At 43.5% G+C, this 21,095-nt stretch carries 1 protein-coding gene; it reads right to left on the bottom strand.

Going from position 1 to position 21,095, the window contains the following annotated elements:
* The coding region (locus LV92_RS11965) for a malectin domain-containing carbohydrate-binding protein (protein ID WP_170126314.1) at window positions 1-20,732 on the bottom strand (20,732 nt) is incomplete at its 3' end.
* Window positions 20,733-21,095: the final 363 nt, after the last annotated feature.

Below are 21,095 nucleotides of genomic sequence, written 5' to 3'. Positions count from 1 at the left end.
GATGCAGTTGCCACTGCTGTTGGGGCAATGTTAGGTTCGGCTAGACCAAATATTTCAATAGCTGATAGTTTCGGTTGGTTTACACCATCGGGTGCTGTTGCATCGAAACCTAGATTCAAAATACCGTCTTCAACTACAACATCAAAGGTTCGGGTTGTAATGGTCTGTGGACCTACGGCCGCATTGATATCAAAATCGTCCAATATGGTGCTGCCTTCCATGACCACATCGAAAATTCGTTGGGCCGTTCCTAAGGTACCGCCTCCATTTGCTCCGAAATATATCTCTGCAAAATGAAGCGTTACCCTGTACTCTCCATTGGCAAGCGGTATTTCATAACCAAAGGTCGGTGGTGAGGCACTACGTTCCGTTTGGTACAAGGCCGGCACCGTAGCACTGGTATTAGTATATGTTTTTCCACCAACAAAGTTCTGGTCAGCAGAGAAGACATTGCCATCATGACTAAGCTCTGGCCCACCGGCGTTGATCCTTAGGACAAAATCTCCGGTTATTGGGTTATCTACCGTAATGGTAAGGGTGGCCGAATCGGTCAATTGTCCTTCATCGGTTACAGTGAGTGTAACGGTATAGACACCATTTGTTGCAAAGGTGTGAGTTGGTGAAACAACGTTGGATATAGGTGTTCCGTCTCCAAAATCCCACAGGTAGGACAAATTGCCCTCGGTATCGGACGAGCCGCTACCATCAAAATTAACTTCCATCGGAGCAATCCCGTTTAATACATCTGCCGAAGCAACAGCTATTGGATCTGTATTAATTGGTTCCGTAACATTAATCTCAATTGTCTCGGTATCACTTTCGCCTTCTGCATCGGTAACAGTAAGAGTAACACTGTAAACCCCAGCAGTATCAAAGGTATAAGTTGCTGTTTCAGTTGATGATGTAGCTTGATCATTGTCAAAGTTCCACAAGTAGCTATCTATGCCCTTGTCATCACTTGAGCCGCTTCCGTCGAAACTTACTTCCAATGGTGCCGTACCGGTCAAAGGAGATGCAGTTGCCACTGCTGTTGGGGCAATGTTAGGTTCGGCTAGACCAAATATTTCAATAGCTGATAGTTTCGGTTGGTTTACACCATCGGGTGCAGTTGCATCGAAACCTAGATTCAAAATACCGTCTTCAACTACAACATCAAAGGTTCGGGTTGTAACGGTCTGTGGACCTACGGCTGCATTGATATCAAAGTCGTCCAATATGGTGTTTCCTTCCATGACCACATCGAAAATTCGTTGGGCCGTTCCTAGGGTGCCGCCTCCATTTGCTCCGAAAAATATCTCTGCAAAATGAAGCGTTACCCTGTACTCTCCATTGGCAAGCGGTATTTCGTAACCAAAGGTCGGTGGTGAGGCGCTGCGTTCCGTTTGGTACAAGGCCGGCACCGTTGCACTGGTATTGGTATATGTTTTCCCTCCAACAAAGTTCTGGTCAGCAGAGAAGACATTGCCATCGTGACTAACCTCTGGTCCACCGGCGTTGATACGCAGTGTAAAGTCTCCAATAACCGGCTCTTGTGTGTCCACTGTTATGGTAGTACTATCTGTCAAAGCTCCTTCATCGGTCACAGTTAGTCTTACTGTATAGATTCCAGATACTACATAGGTATGTGTTGGAGACACTCCTGTTGCAACTGGAGTACCATCCCCAAAGTCCCATGAATAGGTAAGATCACCTTCCGCATCATTGGAACCTGCACCATTGAAGTTAAACTGTAATGCAGATGAACCACGGGTAGCGGTAGCCACTGCTACAGGATTGGTGTTAGGTGGTGTTGATACCGTAATGGTTACCGTAGCCGTATTGAACAGACCTTCTGAATCCGTAACACTTAGACTTGCCGTGTAGACCCCTGCAGAGGTATAGGTATGTTCGGCAATCATATCATTTGAATTGGCCGATCCATCTCCAAAGTCCCATAGGTATCCTACAATGTCATTTTTGTCATCCGTAGATCCACTTCCATCGAAGGCTACAACTAAGGCAGCTGGCCCTTCATTAATGTTTGTGGATATTATAGCCAAAGGTGCTTGGTTCTCTTCATTCACGGTAATCAGAACATTTGCTGTTGCGGTAAGCCCTGATTCGTCCTCAATAGTATATGTAAAACTATCCGGACCAAAATAATCGTTGTTTGGCGTATACAGTACCTCGGTACCTTCGGAGTTTAATTCCGCTGTTCCGTTTTGAGGAGTATCCACAGAGACTATTAGTATATCCTCTCCATTTGGTTCGGAATCATTGGTGAGCAGTTGATCTAAATTGATGGCCAAATTCTTTTGTGTTGCTGCTTCATCATCTACTGCAACCGGAGGTTCATTAATATTCACTATTAGTGTAGTGGATGCTGTAAGTCCGTTGGCATCTTCTGCTTCCAACAAAATTGAGAAGCTTCCAGTGGTACCTAATGGTGCTGTACCTTGTAATACACCAGTAATTGAATTATAGCTCATCCAGGATGGCAAAGCACTTCCATTTGAAGTGGCAGTAAAATCCAATGTGTTTCCAGGATATCCATTGTCAAAATACTGGTTGACATCCACATTGAACAATTCGTCCACATTCACCAAAAGGTCGTCTATAGGTTGTGCGCTGGGTACTCCTTCCGGTCTAATATTGATAAAGTAGAAGGTGTTGTCGTTCCAGTCACAATTGGCTGAACCTGCTCCACATCCTCCCTGAACGAAATCTTGCAATACAATATATTCGTTCGGAATTACATTGCCATTATGGTCGATAACCTTGTAAACCCTTGCTCCTAAAAGATCAGGTCTATTGCCATTTATATTATTGCCGCCGGAAGTCAAGTATCCGGAAACAGCTATCCTAAAGGCGCCAGATATGTTGTTTGAGGTATCAAAACTAATAGCTCCTCCATTATTTTTAGGCAATAAAGTCTGATAATAACTGGCATTATGGGAGAAGTTAATTCCACCCACGGTATTGGTTCCGCCAACAGCAACAAACTGGGCGCCGTTGGAACTTGGTCCACCATGTAATGCGGACAATTGTATTCCTATTACCGGTTTGGAAGGATCTGCCTGAACAAAATTGCTGGACAGAATCATATCTCCCTCATAACCTGCATCAATATTAGCTGCAACGGGATAATTGGAGCTTGGATTAGTGGTCTTCGTATTTGGAGGAACAATAGTGCCCTCATCATTTACGATACTCAACATACTGGTTTGGAAACCGAAGGCATCAAACACTTCTTGGGCATTAATTTCATCACCACCTTCTGGTTGTGGGGAATATGCCCCATGTAGGGTTGCCTTATTTTCCAATGCATTATCGGCGTTTGAAACTATTTCAATACTTTCAACGAAAATACCATTTGAGCCGGTGCCCGTTGTACCTATAAAAGTTATATCCAAATCTGCATAACTTCCAGCTGCTATATTTATGGGTAAACTAGCTGAAGTACCTGTAGCATCCAATAATTCGAAGGTATAATCATTGCTATCCGAAAGATTGATTGCGGTAACAACCAAGTCCCCAGTACCGGTATTGTTCAATCGCATCACATTTGCATCATGAACCAAAGCCTGTCCTAGTGAACCTAATCTATGGAAGGTGTAATAATCATCTGCAGGGAACCCTCTGTCCGTACCTGGAACCTTGGTCATGTTTTCAATGGCCAAGAGGGCACCTGTTGGGGTCTCAATGGTGAAGTTGAAGGTTTTTTCGGAAGTATTTCCGTTGTTGTCTTCAGCGCTCACTATCAAAGTGTGGGCACCTTCTGTGGTTATATCCAACGGATCTGTGTAAATCGCCGTAGCATTGCCATCCAACACATATTCCAATCTGGCAATTCCACCGCTATTACTTTCGTCTATAGCCTCTAAACTCACCTGAACACTACCTCTATAGGTATTTGTTGCACTATTGTTTCCATCAAAATTGGCCACAATAGTTGGAGGAATCAAGGAACTATCAAATGGTGCCAGTCGGATATAATTTGGTTTAGCATTCGCACCTCCGGTACCTAAGGATAATCTTAGGGTACCGTCTATGACATCTACCAATTTGGTTTCTTCAAAATTGCTATAATCGTCAGGGGCATCATTCTCTTGGTTATAATCAACAATGGTCACTCCGTTCGCATCCAACACGTGATTACTGTCGGAATAATCGGGATCACCAACACTGATATTTACGGAATACGTGCCATTGGGAACATTTACTACCCAATCTAACTGTGGGTAGGAGTTTGGTGAACTATGTCCTATTATGGTAAACGTTTTTAATAAAGCATTGTCATTGGTGCCATTATTTCTATTTCTGGCATTAACACTAGCATCGGCAGGAATAAAAGTGCCTGGATCCACCCATCCAAAGGTCATATCGCCCAAAGATGTGCTTTGGGTACCATATGGCATTCCAATGTCGTCTACATAACCTACTGGTGAAGTCTCAATATCATCAGGATCTTGGAAATTAAATTGATAGGTATAGACCAACTCATTTGTAATTCTTAAACTAACATTTATAACGGCATCCAGATAGTTTGGTGCTGTAGCGGTTATTGTTGCTTCATATGTTCCTAATGCCAGTCCTGTTGCATCAATTCCTAAATCGAACGGAGAATTAAGTTCGAAATCAGTTGGAAGCACAACCCAATCTTCGGAAGCTGTCAAATTGATTTGTCCGGCTGTAACCCCACCATTTCCAAAAAGTGTTAACTGTTGTACCGGCACATCTTCTTGATTTCTGGAAGCGACAAAATCTATGTTCTGCTCATCAAAATTCAATACCAAGGTGCCATCCTCGAAAGGAAATACATTGTCTATAATAAACATGTAATCTTGATAATCACCATTAGTAGCGTCTTCAAAAGTAATTAGATAGCTGTTTTCAATAGGGTTGCCTTCCCGATCTGTCATCGGGTATATTCTTGTTCTGTGGGCTATCCCAGTGTTAATGGCATCTTCCGTATAATTAAACCTTCCGAAAGTTTCAGATTCTACGTAGAAACCAAAAACGGCACCTTCTGGGTCAAAAGACGAATCTCCGGATCCAACTGGCGGGAACAAGGTCTGTGCATTGGCAAGTCCGCTAGCCAAAATTCCGACTTCATGGTGGGTAACGCTGCCATTGTTGGTATACCAACCGAACGGTAATTCCTCTTGGGGAGAGTAACGACCTACCGGTGTTACGTTTACAGGGCCATCGCCTGCCTTTACCCATAATTCTACCTCTACTTCGTCACCTACCGGATCTGGATTGGTAGAGCTTGATAGAGATGTCCAACCTACATTGATACCAATACCCAAAGCATCCACTACATCTTGTAGTGCAGGCTCCTGTCCGCCTTCAAATCCTGCTTTTTTCAAGCCATGAAGACCTACCTCAAAAGTTGGGTTTACAGCATCATTGCTTACAATGGTCAAACTTGCTTGTTGATATCCTAAATTTGAACCATTCAAATCTGGGGCAAAGGTTACCGTGTAATCCTGATTTTCGCCTGGATTCAATGATATAGCCCCTGAAGGAACAACATTCTCGAACTGATCAGCATATGCACCAGTGATACTCGCACTGGAAATATTTAATACTGCATTACCGTCATTAGTAATAGTAACCACTTTGGTATCTGTGTTACTACCTTCGTTATTAACGGTCATCTCGAAAATCAATTCGTCCGGTGTAGCCGCAATTTCAGGTCCTAAGACGGCAGGAACTGTTGCCCTTAATAGGGTTAGTTTTGGTGTTCCATTGTTATCCCTATCGTATTCCGAGATATACATGTTACCTGTTCGAGGATCTTCCACTACGTCCAAAGGATCATCAAAACCACCAAGCCCGGTTACATCTCCATTTGTATTGGCGATATCCCCATTTGGTTTAGGCTGCATTACCAACAAATCATCTTGACCGCTAAAACGAACTACCATTAGTAGGCCTTTTAGTTTTCCGCCAAAGGCATTACTTTGATATTCAATGGCCCCATTTGGAGACTTATTTTTTCCAAAGTCGTATGCAGGCTCCCTGTAGTTAGGATCGGGCCCTAGATTATCTGGATATTTGGCAACATCGGTATATGATGTCTCTTCTTGTCCTGGCAATCCACTATAAGGAGCGCCACCGTGATTTAGTACGAATTCTCCCCTATATGGATTTGGATGACCGTGGTATGAACCTCCTTGCGTTTTAAACAGCCAGTCTTTCTGTGTTTCTCCACCGTTCAATGCCGGAGCAAACGGAATAGTAGTCAGCCCATCAATACGCCTTGCCAAGTCATAGTTGGCCGTAGACGGCGAGTTTGGCGAGTTGTTATTGTTACCTGCCGTTCCGTTTGTAGGAATGTATAACCAACCATTTGAATGCCAAACCAAGTCATAGGCGTTACGTATACCCGTGGCATAGATGGTCAAAGGTGAGTTGGTGGCATAAGGATTGTAAGATCCGTCGCTCATGGTTAGGCTCGCAGATGACGCACTATTGATTATTCCAATATTGTCAGTAGTAAACGCGCTTAAAGGAAGTGTTGACGGCATTTTATTGAAATCAACTTTTAAGACCGCTGCCGATAGCAATCTTTCTGGTCGGTTCACCCAGTTGGGATCCGGTTCACCACCTGCGGAATTACTTCCTTGGTTTATATATAAATTTCCTTGTGGGTCGAAGACAATACTGTTTGTTAAATGATCTTTACCAGATCTTGGTAAGTGAATGATCAAATCCTCCACGTTGGAAAGTGTTGGTCCGGTAAGTTTGGACAAGATGCCATCCCATTCCGGACCATCTGTAATAGACGCTGCACTATGCGTAACGTAAGCAATTAAATTGTCGGCAGTAGAGGCTGGGTCAAAGACCAGGCCAATAATCAATCTGTCGTTATTATTTCTAGGACCGGATACTGGATGTGCTGCGCCTTGTAGTTCCGGAGATAGTATTTCCAAATTCTCCAAGGTACCATCCGTTGCCATATCCCATCTATAGATCTTACCATCCGAATTAAAGTTGCCAATGGTACTTGCATATAGTTTACCATCAGGTCCTATTACAAGACTGGAGAAACGTTGATTAGTGGTGCCTTCGCCCAATAGGGGTCCTCCTTCTACTTTAAAGAATTCTACACCTGTTAAATCCAAGTTTACAACCACATCTTCATCACCTGTTGTGAATTGGGATTCAAACGGCATAAATGGCAAACGATCATTGATATCGCCGACTACATTTGCCTCAATGTTACTCGTAAGTCGGAAAGTATATGTGGTGAAGGTTTTAAGGCTGCTTAAAGGTGTTAGCGTTATTGCATCCCCACCTCCTGTGTCATTTGAATTTGAAGGAACCAATACCTCTCCGGCGTTTGTTACTTCGTAAAGATTTATGTTTCCGGCCAAAGTGGCTTTATCAAGCTCGTAGCCCACAGGGGTTACCACCTCAACATTGATCTGAAAGTCCGTTATGGCCACATTGTTACTGTTGTTCGCTGGCGTAACATTGGCGAAGAACGGTTGTGTTATTGTACCATCTTGGGTTATGGACAAAGAGTTGATCTTGGTGTTGAAACCACCAGAGGCATCTATGGTCAATCGGCCGTCTGTTACGGTTACCGTAGCGGAACCAGAAGTAAATCTGGTAGATGCGCCTACCGCGCCTGTTGGAGAATAGCGATCAATAGCATTTATTCCTTCAATATTAATGGAATGGAAAGGTTCAGTACCTTCTTGACCATCTATATTAGGATCTCCAACTCCTACGGTTACATTGTAATTTCCGTTTGGCACCTCAATTTCCCATCTACCTTCGGTTAAAACTCCGGTTGATCCTCCTACATTGCCATATTGCATGTGCAATAGCGTATTTCTTAAAATATCAACATTGGTAACATTTCTGTTTCTTACATTTTGTGATAAATCCAAAGGAGTAAGTCCATTCGTTGTCAACCATCCGTAACTGTAGGTGTTGCCTCGATCTCCAAAGCCCAGTCCAGAATCCACCAAATAACCTGTTGGAGGAACATCTTCCGGTAGGGAGAAGTTAATATTGATCGGTTCAAAGGCAACTGTAGTATTATCAGGAGTAATGGCAAAATCAGATATCGTATATACTACTTCCGTTGCTGCAGCTTCACGTCTTTTGGTGGCAAAAACACCGGCAAAGCTTAAGTTGTCATACGCGGTATTGCCATTGACATATACATTGGGTAAGGGCAATGACCCTAACTCTAGCTCAGCACCCCCGTTCAAGGAATAGAAAGCCACAAGTTCATTATTGTCAATGTCTACATATAATCGAAGTTGCACCGTGCTTGTATTTAAATTGGGCACTACCTCTATCACCTGATCTACATTATTTGAAACTGCATTTACCTCTGATCGCAATTCTATTTGTGAAGCGCCATTGGCAATCAGTTTAACAAAATTATCTTCATTCAAGCCGAACCAAATACCTGCCTGCTCCGAGTTATTGGTGCTATCGGTATAAGGATTTATTATTGTGGTTGTGATACTGAAATTGCCATAATCGTCAGCATCTATTCCCACTCCAAGAGTATTGATTTGTGAATTTACCTCCGTACTTGATGTATTGGAGGAGAAGGCAATTCCCTTATTGGCCTTTATCAATAAATTACCATTTAAGAAATTTATTTGCCCAGGCTCAAATCCAGGTACGTTTGCATTAAATACTTCCCCATCCTCAGCAATTCTTGCAGAAGGATTATCTACCATGGTGAAGCCAGTATTGGCCAAGCCACCTTCGGTGCCATCTAAGTCCAAGGAGAATGGAAGTGCTACTTCCAGCTCGCTGCAGTCCAAGGTGCTTATAGGGGAGCATGCCACTACAGGTGTACCGCCAACGGGACGGATATTTCTTGCTATAACCACGATATCCTGATAGTCGAAACCTGAGATATGTTCTTCAGTGGCAATAATGTATGCGTTGCTCTCGCCCGGAAGTTCATACACCCTTACGTGATGCGGAATAGCTCCGGTGAAGGTATTTAAGGCATCTTCACTAAACAATTGTCTGTTTTGAAAGAAAGGCCATCTGCTGTAGAAGCCAAAACTTTCTACGCCCGGATCGAATTCGGTAACCCCTGTAACAGGAGCATTTAAGGTCTGCCCATTACTTGTAGGCGAATTTGTTACTGTAAACAGTTCGTTCGTAGAAGCGGCATTTCCGCTACTATACCATCCAAAGCCTACAACTGGATTGGTCGTAGTGGGGCCATATACGCTCAAAACCTCTAAGGTTACTGGTGCATCGATAGCCCGCTCAAATTCCTGTACGGCCACTTCATCCCCCAATATGTCGTTATAGGTGCTGCCGTTTGGTAGATCAATAAGGTTTGTGGCCGTATTGGTGTCACCAACGTTTACCGTTCCTGCTCCTAAATGGGTATCCAAGATCCATTGCAATGAAGGTTCGTTATTGCCACCGGTTCCTGTTTTACCCAAACCATTAAGGGATATAACAACAGGTTCCGCATCGCTTCCCGTAATTGTTAACTGAGCAAATTTGGGCCCATTGGAGGTGGGTGTAAACAATACATCAAAAGAAGCAGAGTTCTGTGAGTTTATACTCGAAGGCATTCCTACAACAGTAAATTCACCTGCATTGGCTCCTGTTAATTCTGCTTGTATATTGGTCAAGGTTGCATTACCTAAATTGGAGAACAATACCTCTTGGGTAAATGTACCAGAGTTGGCTATGGCATCACCCGTAACTTCCTCGGTATTCAATACGATAAGTGGTGTTGGTGCGGCCTGATTGCTCGGTTTCAATAATACGATCTCATTTCGGGCATAATCGGATACATAGATGTTACCATTTGAAACATCTTCTACCAGATCTAATGGATCTGTAAATCCGGTAAATCCTGGTATACCTGCCTTATAGGTTAAAATATCACCGTTTGGACCATCTGGCACCAATGCTATGATGTCGCTGCTGCCACTATATCTCACAACCAATAGGGCACCCTGCAGGTTGCCATTTTCGGCATTACTCCTATATTCAATGACACCGTTGGGTGATTTGTTAAATTCGAAATCAAATGCAGCTCCACGATAGTTGATGTCTGCTTCCACACCGTTATATGCACTATTATTTACATCGGCATCACCTCTGTTTAGCACAAATTGTCCCAATAAAGGGTTGGGGTGTCCGTAAAAGCCTAAGCTAGAATTAGGGTCCACTCTGAACAACCAATCCCTTTGAACATTGTTGCCATTGGAAGAAGGAATTACAGGATAAAGAGGATTGCTATGGTCATAAAAAGTACCATCCGGTCTTCTTGTTCCATTGATTGATGCAGGTGCATTACTTCCCCCTGCTGTACCATTGGTAGGGATGTATAATTGGCCATTGCTATGCCATACCAAATCGTAGGCATTTCGAATACCAGTTGCAAATAACGTTAATGGCGCATTAACATAAAATGGATTATAAGTTCCATCATCTGCAAAAGTTTGACCATCTTCAGTATAGGTTGCAACTGTAGAAGTCAGGGTAGGGGAATTAACATTAACATTGTTAATCGCCACAGGGTCCATAGTAGTTTTTACATTTAAAGGCCATTGACTTTCGGGAAGTTTGTCTAGGTCCAGACGTAATGCGGCACCGGAAAGAAGACGTTCCTTTCTATTTCCCCAGGCATTGTCCGGTGCTCCTGCGGCACTATTGCTTCCTTGATTAAAATAGATAACCCTAGGTTCTCCATCTTTGAAGTCCATGCTGTTTGTTAAGTGGTCCTTTTTAGATCTTGGTAAATTGGTCAGGATAAGATCGTGAACTTCAAGATTGGCTCCTGTTAAACGGGAAAGATTTCCATCCCAGGCAGGGGCATTGTTCAAACCACCGGAATCGTGGGTTATATAGGCAATTAAATTATTGGCTGTTGCAGCGGGGTCAAACGTAAGACCAACGGTTGTACGACTACTGTAATTACCTTGTGCGGCACTCTTCCAGGTATTTAAAATTTCTTTGTTGGCCAAGGTGCCATCTGTATTGATACTCCATCGGTGAATGTCACCGTTTATTACCAGACCATATAGTTTTCCGTCAGGGCCTATGGTCAATGTGGAATATCCAGCACCATTAGCACCACCATTATTGGCTACTGCGCCAGCATTTGTAAAGGCCACGTTGTCAAGGTCCGTTACAGGACCGGTATTTCCACTGCCTGTTGTAAAGGAGGATGTGAAGAATTCAAAAGGTTCCCCTACTAGATCCAAAACGCCATCGATTACAAGGACATAGGTGGTATTGGCTTCCAAAGGTTGGTTTGGCGCTAAGTTGATGGCATCTCCGCCCCCTGTACCATTAACACTGGCTCCAATAGGAGTTGTGTTTCCTTGTTTGAACAATTTAACGGTAGTGGTGGTAATCGTTGTATTGTCCACACCAGCATTTCCTTCATTGTCAAAATTTGGAAGGAAGAGCTCGTTAGCTGAAATTGTTGGTGTTACGGAAACATTTATGGCTCCGTCGGATGGGGTTACACCGGCCACTCGTGGTGTTTGTATAGCCGTTGTTGTCGAGACAATCTGAATACTATTTATTTTGGTATTGTGCCCTCCGTTTAGGGGGTCAATGGTCAATCTGCCGTCGGTAACATTGACTGTTGCACTTCCGGAAGTAAAACGAGTACTGCTGCCTATGGCTCCTGTTGGGATATAATTATCTACCAAATTTACACCTTCGGCATTTATCCGGTGTGCGGGAATATTTGCAGCAGGATTATCTACAGTAGGGTCACCTACGAATACGGTTACCAAATAACTACCATTTGGTACTTCAATTTCCCATTTGGCATCTGGTAAATATCCATTGGCAGCATTTGCGGATACATTGCCATATTGCAGATGGATCAAGGTGTTGTTTAGATCACTTACTCCTGTAATATCTCTATTTCTACCATTTTTGGTAAGGTCTGCCGAAGCAGAGGTATTGGCATCCAACCATCCGTAGCTATAACCATTGCCCCTATCGGCATAGGCATCACCGGCATCTTTCTCGTAACCCGTGGGGGCCAAGGAGACTGCATCCGAGAAATTTACGTTTATGGCAAAGTTATTTATGGGCTCCGTTATTTCCAGATTAATCGTCATTTCGGCGTTGGAATAGCCCATATCCGGTTGGTCAACAGCAAATAGTGTGGTGCTGTAGTTCCCCACAGGAAGATTGGGGACAATGCCCAATTCTAAAGTTCCCAACTGCGGGTCGGTGGGTAAAACCAACCATCCACCAGCATCGGGGTCATCTGAGAGCGTAATAGTTGGGTTGCCTGAATTTGCCGTAACTGTAACTGTTTGTGGGGCAATGTTTTCACCAACTGCACCGGAGAAATTAATTACTGGCGTATCAAAAGTCAATGCAAGTGCAGGTTGCTCCGCATCAATTTCAAATGCTTTAAATAGAACTGTTATTGACTGATCAACTGCAGCATTGCGATGTGTTGTAAATATTCCGGCGAAATTTAAAGCATCCGAAGGGTTCGCAGTATCGTATGAAGTACCTGTAAAGTAGTTGGCCGGAACAGGGAAGAAATCTACTCCCTCTTCGGTGATTAAGATTTCGCTACCGCCCTCAAGGGTATAGTATCCTCGGACCGTGTTGTTTACAGGGTCTAATTCCATTCTCAAGGTAATCTCTCCAGTGTTGGAGGCTATATTTGGGGTATCTAGTTCCAAAAATGCCGTTTGTGTGGTATTTTGGTCCATATTCTCTACCTGTAACTGTACTTTTTTGGTAGAACCAGTGCCTGTTTTTATAAGAGCCAATTTAATATAATGGTCCTCGTCTAGACCGAACCAAATACCGGCCTGTTGGGCGCCATTCCCTGTGCTGCCTGAAAAATCGGGATTTTCCAAAGTTGAAGAGATACTAAAAGTAGTAGTGGGGGTGGTTATACCTACCCCTAAAGCGTTCATTTGAGAATTGGTATTGGTACTACTTGGCGTACCTTGGGAAGCCAACTGGCTATAAAAGATGCCTTTGGTACTCGTTAGGGCCAAGCCTAAATTGCTTTGTGAAATTAGGCTAGGTGCATAACCCAATACATTGGGGTCTGCAATTTCGACATCTTCTGGTAAGCGCTCACTTGGTTCCAAGACCATGGTCATACCAGATTGTGATAGATTTCCATTGTCTGATGTAAAGTCAAGTGACAATGGTAGCGCTGTTTCAATTTGGTCACAGGGCAAAGTACTAAGTGGACTACAGGGAAGCACTTCCACGCCATCATTGACATCTATGGTAATATTTGCAGAAACATTGTTGGTACCATCGCTTACTTCAATGGTCAAGACATATTGTGGTGTTGTGTCATAGTCAAGTGCCGTTAATAGTGTAATCTCTCCGTTGCTACCATCAATGGCGAACGCTCCACCTTCATTGCCTGCGGTAATAGCATATGTTAGCGAGCCCTCGTCCGTTGCTACAACGGTACCAACAACACTATTTAGCGCTGCATCTTCAGCTACTGCAAAATTTTGATCATCAATTACCGGCGGATTGTTCTCTTCTGAAACTGAGAAATAATCAAATGCGGTGTCAAAGCTTGCACCATTCCTATAGGTAGTATAAATTCCTGCAAAGCTTGCAGAACCATTTTCTATATTTAACTGTTTGCCGTCCAAGTATGTTTGAGGAAGGACAAGATTATTAAAGTTGGTCTTGGTAAGTTGAACAAATGCACCATTGTCAATGGCATAATAGGCGGTGATGGTGGATGCTACAGGGTCAACTACCAATCTTAAGGTTACATCGTTGCCCGAAACCCCTGTATTGGAAAATTGAATTTGATCTGGTGAAGTACCTCCATTTATCGAAACTCCTCCGATTTCTCGGCGCATTTCAACATTGTCGCCGTTCACATTCAGTTTTACGAAATTTTCATCGTCGAGACCAAACCAGATTCCTGCCTGTGCCGAACCACCCCCTGTAGCGATACCTAATAATTTGGTTTCAATGGTCAGAGGTGTGCTAATATTTTGCAGTCCTACTCCCAAGGTATTCACTTGGGCATTGTTATCCACATAGGCAATACCCTTTGATGCGGTCAGTACTAGATTGGAATTGACAATGTTCAATTTTGAAGGCTCATAGCCAATTACATCAGCATAGCTAATGGGCATATCTTCGGGCAGCCTGTTTCCCGAATGGGAATCTGCCATGGTAAAGCCTATAGCTGTTCCATTGGCATCTGTTAATCCTCCCTCGGAACCGTCAAAAGCCATGTTTAAAGGCAATGTTGTTACAATTTGGTCACATGGCAAAGTGCTAAACGGATTACAGGGCAAACCTTCTATTACGTCGATTACATCAACGGTAATTTGTCCTGAAGCAGTATTGACTTCATCGCTAACCTCAACAGTAAGTGTATATTGAGTTACGGTTTCAAAATCCAATAACTCCAAGGTTGTTATCTCTCCTGTATTTTCATCAATCGCAAAAATGGTGTCGTCATTTCCGGCTGTAATGGCATAGGTAAGATTGGCCGAATCGGTATCCGTGGCTTCCACTGTACCCACTATGGTACTGGCCGCTGCATCCTCTGCAACAGAAAAGGCCTGGTTGGCTGTGATTACGGGTGTTTCGTTTAGGGGAAGTCCTGCTTCGGTCAAGGTAACTGTCCATTCCTTTTCTGACCCATCCTCCGCTGTAACGGTATAAATAGCTGATCCATCATCCAAATCGGTGTTGGGACCTGCGGCAGGATCTATTGTTGCTCCGTCGGAAATAGTTATAATTGGGGATAAAGCGGTAAAATCAGAGCCATTTTCCACCTCAATAGATACCGTTTGGTTGTCCATGTCGATCGCAACTGGAGTTGCAGTTTGCTCAGCAAGAACAAAGGTCAGGATATCTTTTCCGGTAAGCAACGGACTACTAATTTCTTCTATAGCGAAATCCTTAAACAAGAAAGCAATACTTTGGTCAACCGCTGCATTGCGGTGCGTTGTAAATATACCTGTGAAACTAAGTAAATTTGAAGGAGCAGCTGTATCATATGGAATACCCGTATAATAAATGGACGGAACCGAAAGAGCATCGGCAGTACCGTTTGTTACCAGTACTTCTGCATTGGTGCCTAGAGTATAAAATCCTTGGACCGTATTGTTTGTAATGTCGAATTCCAGGCGCAGCTGTATGGCATCTCCAGGGGTGAAGATCAAGCCATCCATATTTACCTCCTCAATGATACCAGGATTATTGGTCAAATTCTCTACTTGCAACTGCACACGCTGTGTTGTGGAAGTTGTTTTTGAAACGACCAGTTTCACATAACGATCTTCGTCCAGACCATACCAGATACCTGCCTGTTGGGAGCCATTTCCGGCGCTGGCGCTAAAATCGGGAATGATCAAAGTTGAACTAACATTGAAGTTGGCAGTGGGTGGGTTCATGCCAACCCCCATCGCATTGATCTGCGAATTCGTGTTTGCACTATTTGGGGTCCTGCCTATGTTTTGTGGTTGACTAAAGAAGATCCCTTTGGTACTGGTAATGGAAAGGCCGGTGACATCTTGGGAGATAAGCCCTGGTGCATAGCCGGGAATAGCCTTATCCGTTACCGCATCGTCATCGGTAACAAGGCGGGCACTAGGTTGCAGTACCATGGTGAAACCAGATTCCGATAAATTTCCGTTTGTCGTTGTAAAATCTAGCGAGAAAGATTCTGTTGATACCGCTAACTGATCGCAAGGTAAAGTACTCAGGGGGCTACAGGGTTCTATTTCTATTACATCTGAAATATCTATGGTTACAATGGCGTCATCTGTTAGTTCGCCATCGGAGACTTCTACTGTCAACAAATACTGAGAGGTAGTTTCAAAATCAAGGGAGGTTAAAACCGTAATTTCCCCTGTTGTCTCGTCAATTCCAAATGCACCACTTTCATTTCCTGCAGTTATGCTGTAAACTAGGGTGCCATCGTCTGTCGCGATAACTTGGCCTACAATAGTATTAATCGCTGCATCCTCTGCTACTGTAAAAGCCTGATTATCCACTACTGGGGTCTCGTTGGCTGGGGAAGCTTCGGTGATAGTTACTTCCCAAACTTGGAAAGTGGTTTCATCCTCGGCGGTAACCGTATAATTTATTGCCGTACTAAAATCTTGTGAAATGCCAGATAGAGGTGATATAGTAGCACCATCGGACAATGTTATTGTAGGCGTTAAGGTAAGGCCCGTACCATTGGCAACCTCTAGGGTTACCGTATGGTTTTCCGAATCTATAAGCGCTATTGCTGTATCTTCGACTAGAACGAAACTGAGAATATCCGTCTCGGTGGATCTTGGATCCGTAGTTTCAGAAATAACGGCCGAATTAATTTTGGTATTGTTTGCAAGGGGATTATCGGCATCAATGGTCAACTTGCCATCCAATACTTGCACCACTACGGTACCACTGCTAAAACGTCCAGGATCCCCATTGGGCAAATTGGAATCAACATCATATATATCAATGGCTGTTATGCCCTCTACACTTAAAAAATGATCCGGTGTCTCACTTAGGTTACCATCTTGATTTGGATCCCCCACACTAACGGAAACTTCATACCAACCATTGGGCACTTCAATTTCCCAAACGCCTTCATTGGCCCTATTGCCTGTCCAGCTGCCAACATCATTGCCTTGCATATGAACCAAGGTCTGCTGTGATAAATCCAATCCAGGATATGAACCGCGATTACGACCCACACCATTGCTCGGAGTTGTCAGGTCTATAGGTTGGCCGTCAGATAGTTTGATCCAACCGTAGGTAAGACCACCTTCGTTGGCGCCATAGGGCAATCCGTAATCCTTAACATACCCCGTTGGCGGAGTTGTAGCGGCATCCTGAAAATTCACTCCATAGGGAAAGGAAGTAACAACTAATGGTGATTCCACTGTAACTTCCTGTGTTGCTGCAGGGCTTATAAGACCCTGGTCATCGGTTACCGTTAAAGAAATGGTGTATGTGCCGGCAACTGGATAATCATAGGACACTGTTTCACCATTTGCGGTGTCACCATTTCCAAAATCCCAATTGTAGGCAGTAATAGAACCATCGTCCTGAGAGGAAGAAGCATCCAAATCAACCGTCAAATCGGAAATGGAAGTAGTAAAACTTGCAATTGGTACATTGTTCATCAATTCGGTGACTACCTCGGAATATTCTGTACTCAAACGAACGGGCCCAATTTTTCCTGTATTGTTCAAAGAAGTGGAACCGATAAAGATACGTCCCAATTTAGGTGTTCCAGAGGTTGAGTGTTGCGTTGTTCCGGGAACCCATAGATTATCACCTTCCGTTAGGGTAGGGGAAAAAGTATATTGATAGGTTATGGTCCCCGTGCCATCCCAGACCCCTCGTACTAAAAATTGGATTAATTGGTCTTCATTAAGCACTTGTTCACCAGCGTTTGAATTTGGTCCATCCAAACCTAATCTAGCTTTTATATTTCCGTCGTATCTACCTATAATCTGTCGGATCCACTGATCGCCAGGTGCATCGTCATCCACTCGTATGGCTACGCGCACCCTGTTGGTATTCCCTGTTCCGATTTCGGAAAATTTAAAATAGGTACCAAAATAGAAAGGAACATTGGCAACAAGGTCGGCGGGATTATTAATGAGCGTTGCATAATCTATGGTAGTGATTAGATTTTCTATATTCACGGAGTGGGTAGTACCACTTGTAAGGCCTTCTGCTACGACAGGGGCATCGGGCTGCTCAACACCGCTGGTATTATTGACCTCAGGATTCCAAGCTCCTCCGGAAACGCTTTTGAGATCGCCAGGCGTGTATGTGAAATTCTCAATATAGGAGAACTCATTGGTCGGAGTTTCAAGTTCATCCACCACGGTAATTGCAATATCTTGGGTAATTGAAAGACTTCCTGAATCCGTAACAGTTACCTGTATATCGTATACATTATCCGTATTGGAGTCTGCTGGCACCTCAAAATCGGGTGCTATTACGAAAGTAACTACTCCTGAACTCGCATCAATGTCAAATTGTCCATCATCATTACCTCCACTCAAAGTAAAAGTCAGTCCTGATCCCTCGGAATCGTTATCATCAGTGGCATCCACGTCAATGGCTGCTGTCTGATTTTCTGCCACCTCTATGGTAGTAGCTGTCGTTATTTGTGGTGCGGTGTTGGCAGGGGCCATTTCGGTAACGTTAACGGACCACGACTGGGTTGTGCCATCCTCGGCCGTTACAGTATAATTTACCTGGTTGGTAAAATCGTTGGATACACCTGAATCCGGACTAATCGTTGCATTATCTGAAATAGTTATGGTTGGGACAAGGTCGGTAATATCAGTGCCGTTGTTTACCTCGATGGCCACAGAATGGTTGCCTGCGTCAATAGTGGCGTCACCGGTCTGTTCCGCCAAGGCGAAAGTCAATATGTCGTTCTCGTTACTTTGTGGCACTGGCACAATCTCTATTGCTTGTACTATCGCATTGTTAATGGAGGCCAAAAAATCTATATTGAGTTCTCCGTCCAGTACTTGCACATCAAAACTCAACTGGGCCAAGGCTCCTTTTCCATAGGAAGCAAAAAGGTCTAAGTCGTCTATGACGTTGTTTCCTTCTATTGAAACATCAAAAACCCTTGCGCCCGATGTGGTTTGGAAATTCTCCACCATATGTAGTGCAACGGTATAACTGCCATTAGCAATTGGGAAATCGTAACTGAATTCTGGGCCGAACCTCCTAGGGTAATAAAGCTCGGTATGACCACCTGGTACCGTATAAGGGGTATAGCCAGTGTTGGAAGTTTGGGTAGGCTGTGTCTCCACTAAATAACCCGGAGTCTCCGCGATATATAGATCCGTATCTTTCGTATAGTCCGAACCGAAAACATTCATGCGGAAAGGTGTGGTAATTTCTGAAACGGTAACAGCCGTTGCCGTTAAATCAGCATCTAATTCTGCGGGGATAAAACCCTTGGCTGTGGCAATTATTTTGTTATTTCTCGTATCGCCTACCTCCAAGTTGGTAGCGTCTATTGCGAAATCAAATAGGCCTACAGTATTGCTAGCGGGAATGGTCAGCCAATCATTGGATCCTGTGATATTCTTATCAACGGCATTTATGTTGTCATTGATTATTAACCCGATATTGGTTGCTCCAGCACCGGAAAGTGTACTGGAAAAAGTGCCTACGGCACCTGCCTCTATAGATTTGCTAATAGAGTTTGGGGAGAAACCAAGAACACCATTTACAGGCGTCCCTGTACTTTCAATTACATCAATGTGGGTAATCTTGGAGTTGAAGCCTCCAACACCGTTCATTGTCAAAAATCCATCGGTCACTTCAACAATCATGGTTTCAACCACTGTTTGCCCTGCATTGGGAACAAAAGCTGGAATAATGGTATATCCTTCTATGGTAGCGCTATGTCTGCTGTCAAGATTATTAACATCTTTATCGCCCAAACCAATCGTCACCGCATAGGTGCCATTAGGGATTTCAAGTTCCCATATCACTTCATTGCCTCTGGGTTGTCCAGCCCATGATTGCGTGCCACCAGTATTGGACATGATATTGTCACCTTGAAAGTGTATTAGAGTACCCTCTAATTTTTCTTGGTCCGAAGCACCAGAATAAGTTGTAGCTATTCTATTTCTACCTGCACCCCCCAAAGCACCAGAACCACCATTATTGGATGCTTCGTTTGAAATGTCTATAGGTGTAGTTCCGTCCGACGCCAACTTCCAGCCATATTCATAGCTATCCGATCCAATGATGACGCTTGAATTGCCAAATCCTTTACCATAATCCGCTAGGTAACCTGCTGGCGGTGTTGTAAAGGTCGGGTTGTTTTGAAAGTTAATTTGTGCCTGAAAAGGAGTGATTGCCTCTGTCACAGAAAAGGAATCGTAAGAAATGACCATAGATCCTCCCGTTGCCCTTCTGGTAGTGGTCATTATTCCGGCAAATATTAAATTATTAGAGCCTATATTGTTATCATGATCCGTTCCATTAAGAAAGGTTGTGGGTGCCGTTAAAAAATCGGTTCCCGACTGTCCCACCTGGATTTCGCTTCCACCGTCCAAACTGTAAAATCCCCTTACCGAATTATCGGAAGGGTCGATTGAAATACGAAAATTTATTTGTGATACTCCGCTTGTATTGAAATTACCCGTATTCAATTCTGTTATTATCAAATTCGCAGCATTATTGGGGTCTGTATGTTCCAATGCAAATTGAATCTTTTGCTGGGTAGTGTTAGCCTTTACCACGACCAACTTCACAAAATTGTTTTCATTTAATCCAAACCATATTCCTGCCTGTTGTGAACCATTATCTCCACCATTAAGACTGCCCGTAAAGTTTGGCTGATCAATGACCGCTGCAATATCGATGACGTTCGAAGAAGCTTCGAATCCCACTCCAAGGGCATTCATTTGAGAATTTGTAAAGGTACTATTCGGAGTTCCTGACAGTTGACTGTAATTTATTCCTTTGGTGGCAGTAACGTTCAGAACCCCACTGGATAGGGAAATATTCTGGGCTACCAGACCAGGAACATCGTCGTCATTAATGTCGTCGTCTCCTGTTAATATAGTGGAAGGGGGGTCTACCATTGTAAAACCGGTCGACAAAATACCGCCTTGGTTTCCATCGAAATTTAAATTGACTGGCAGAGTCACTTCCACCTGATCACAATCCAAGGTACTTAAATTGGAACATGGAGTTTGACTAAATGCAAAAAACGAATAGAAAAAAAGAATTAGGAGTAGGGTAATTTTTTTCATAATGCTGCGTAAAAAAATTGATTGAATAGGGTGTGGGAGTATATATAGGCGAAAAGAAAGCTGACCGAGGAACGGGGCTTTAATTTGGAACTTAAAAAACGTACGGAAAAACATGGATCAAAGTCCAAGGAAAGCAGTCTGTATAATTTTTTGCCAAAGTAATTTTTAATCATTCAAAATGGTTTGGTTAATTAAAACCAAAGCATTCTCGAGGCTAATTCATATTCGCATGTGGGGTACGATATAAATATTTTTATGCTGGGGGAACTCTTGATCCAAAGGACCAAAAGCAAATTCAATATTTTTGACAATGATATAAAAACATTTTAACAAATTTTGTTAGTTCCAGCCGCTGGGCCATAT

It is taken from the genome of Arenibacter echinorum, assembly GCF_003259375.1.
Lineage (GTDB): Bacteria > Bacteroidota > Bacteroidia > Flavobacteriales > Flavobacteriaceae > Arenibacter > Arenibacter echinorum.
This window is presented reverse-complemented; position numbering and strand designations above follow the sequence as displayed.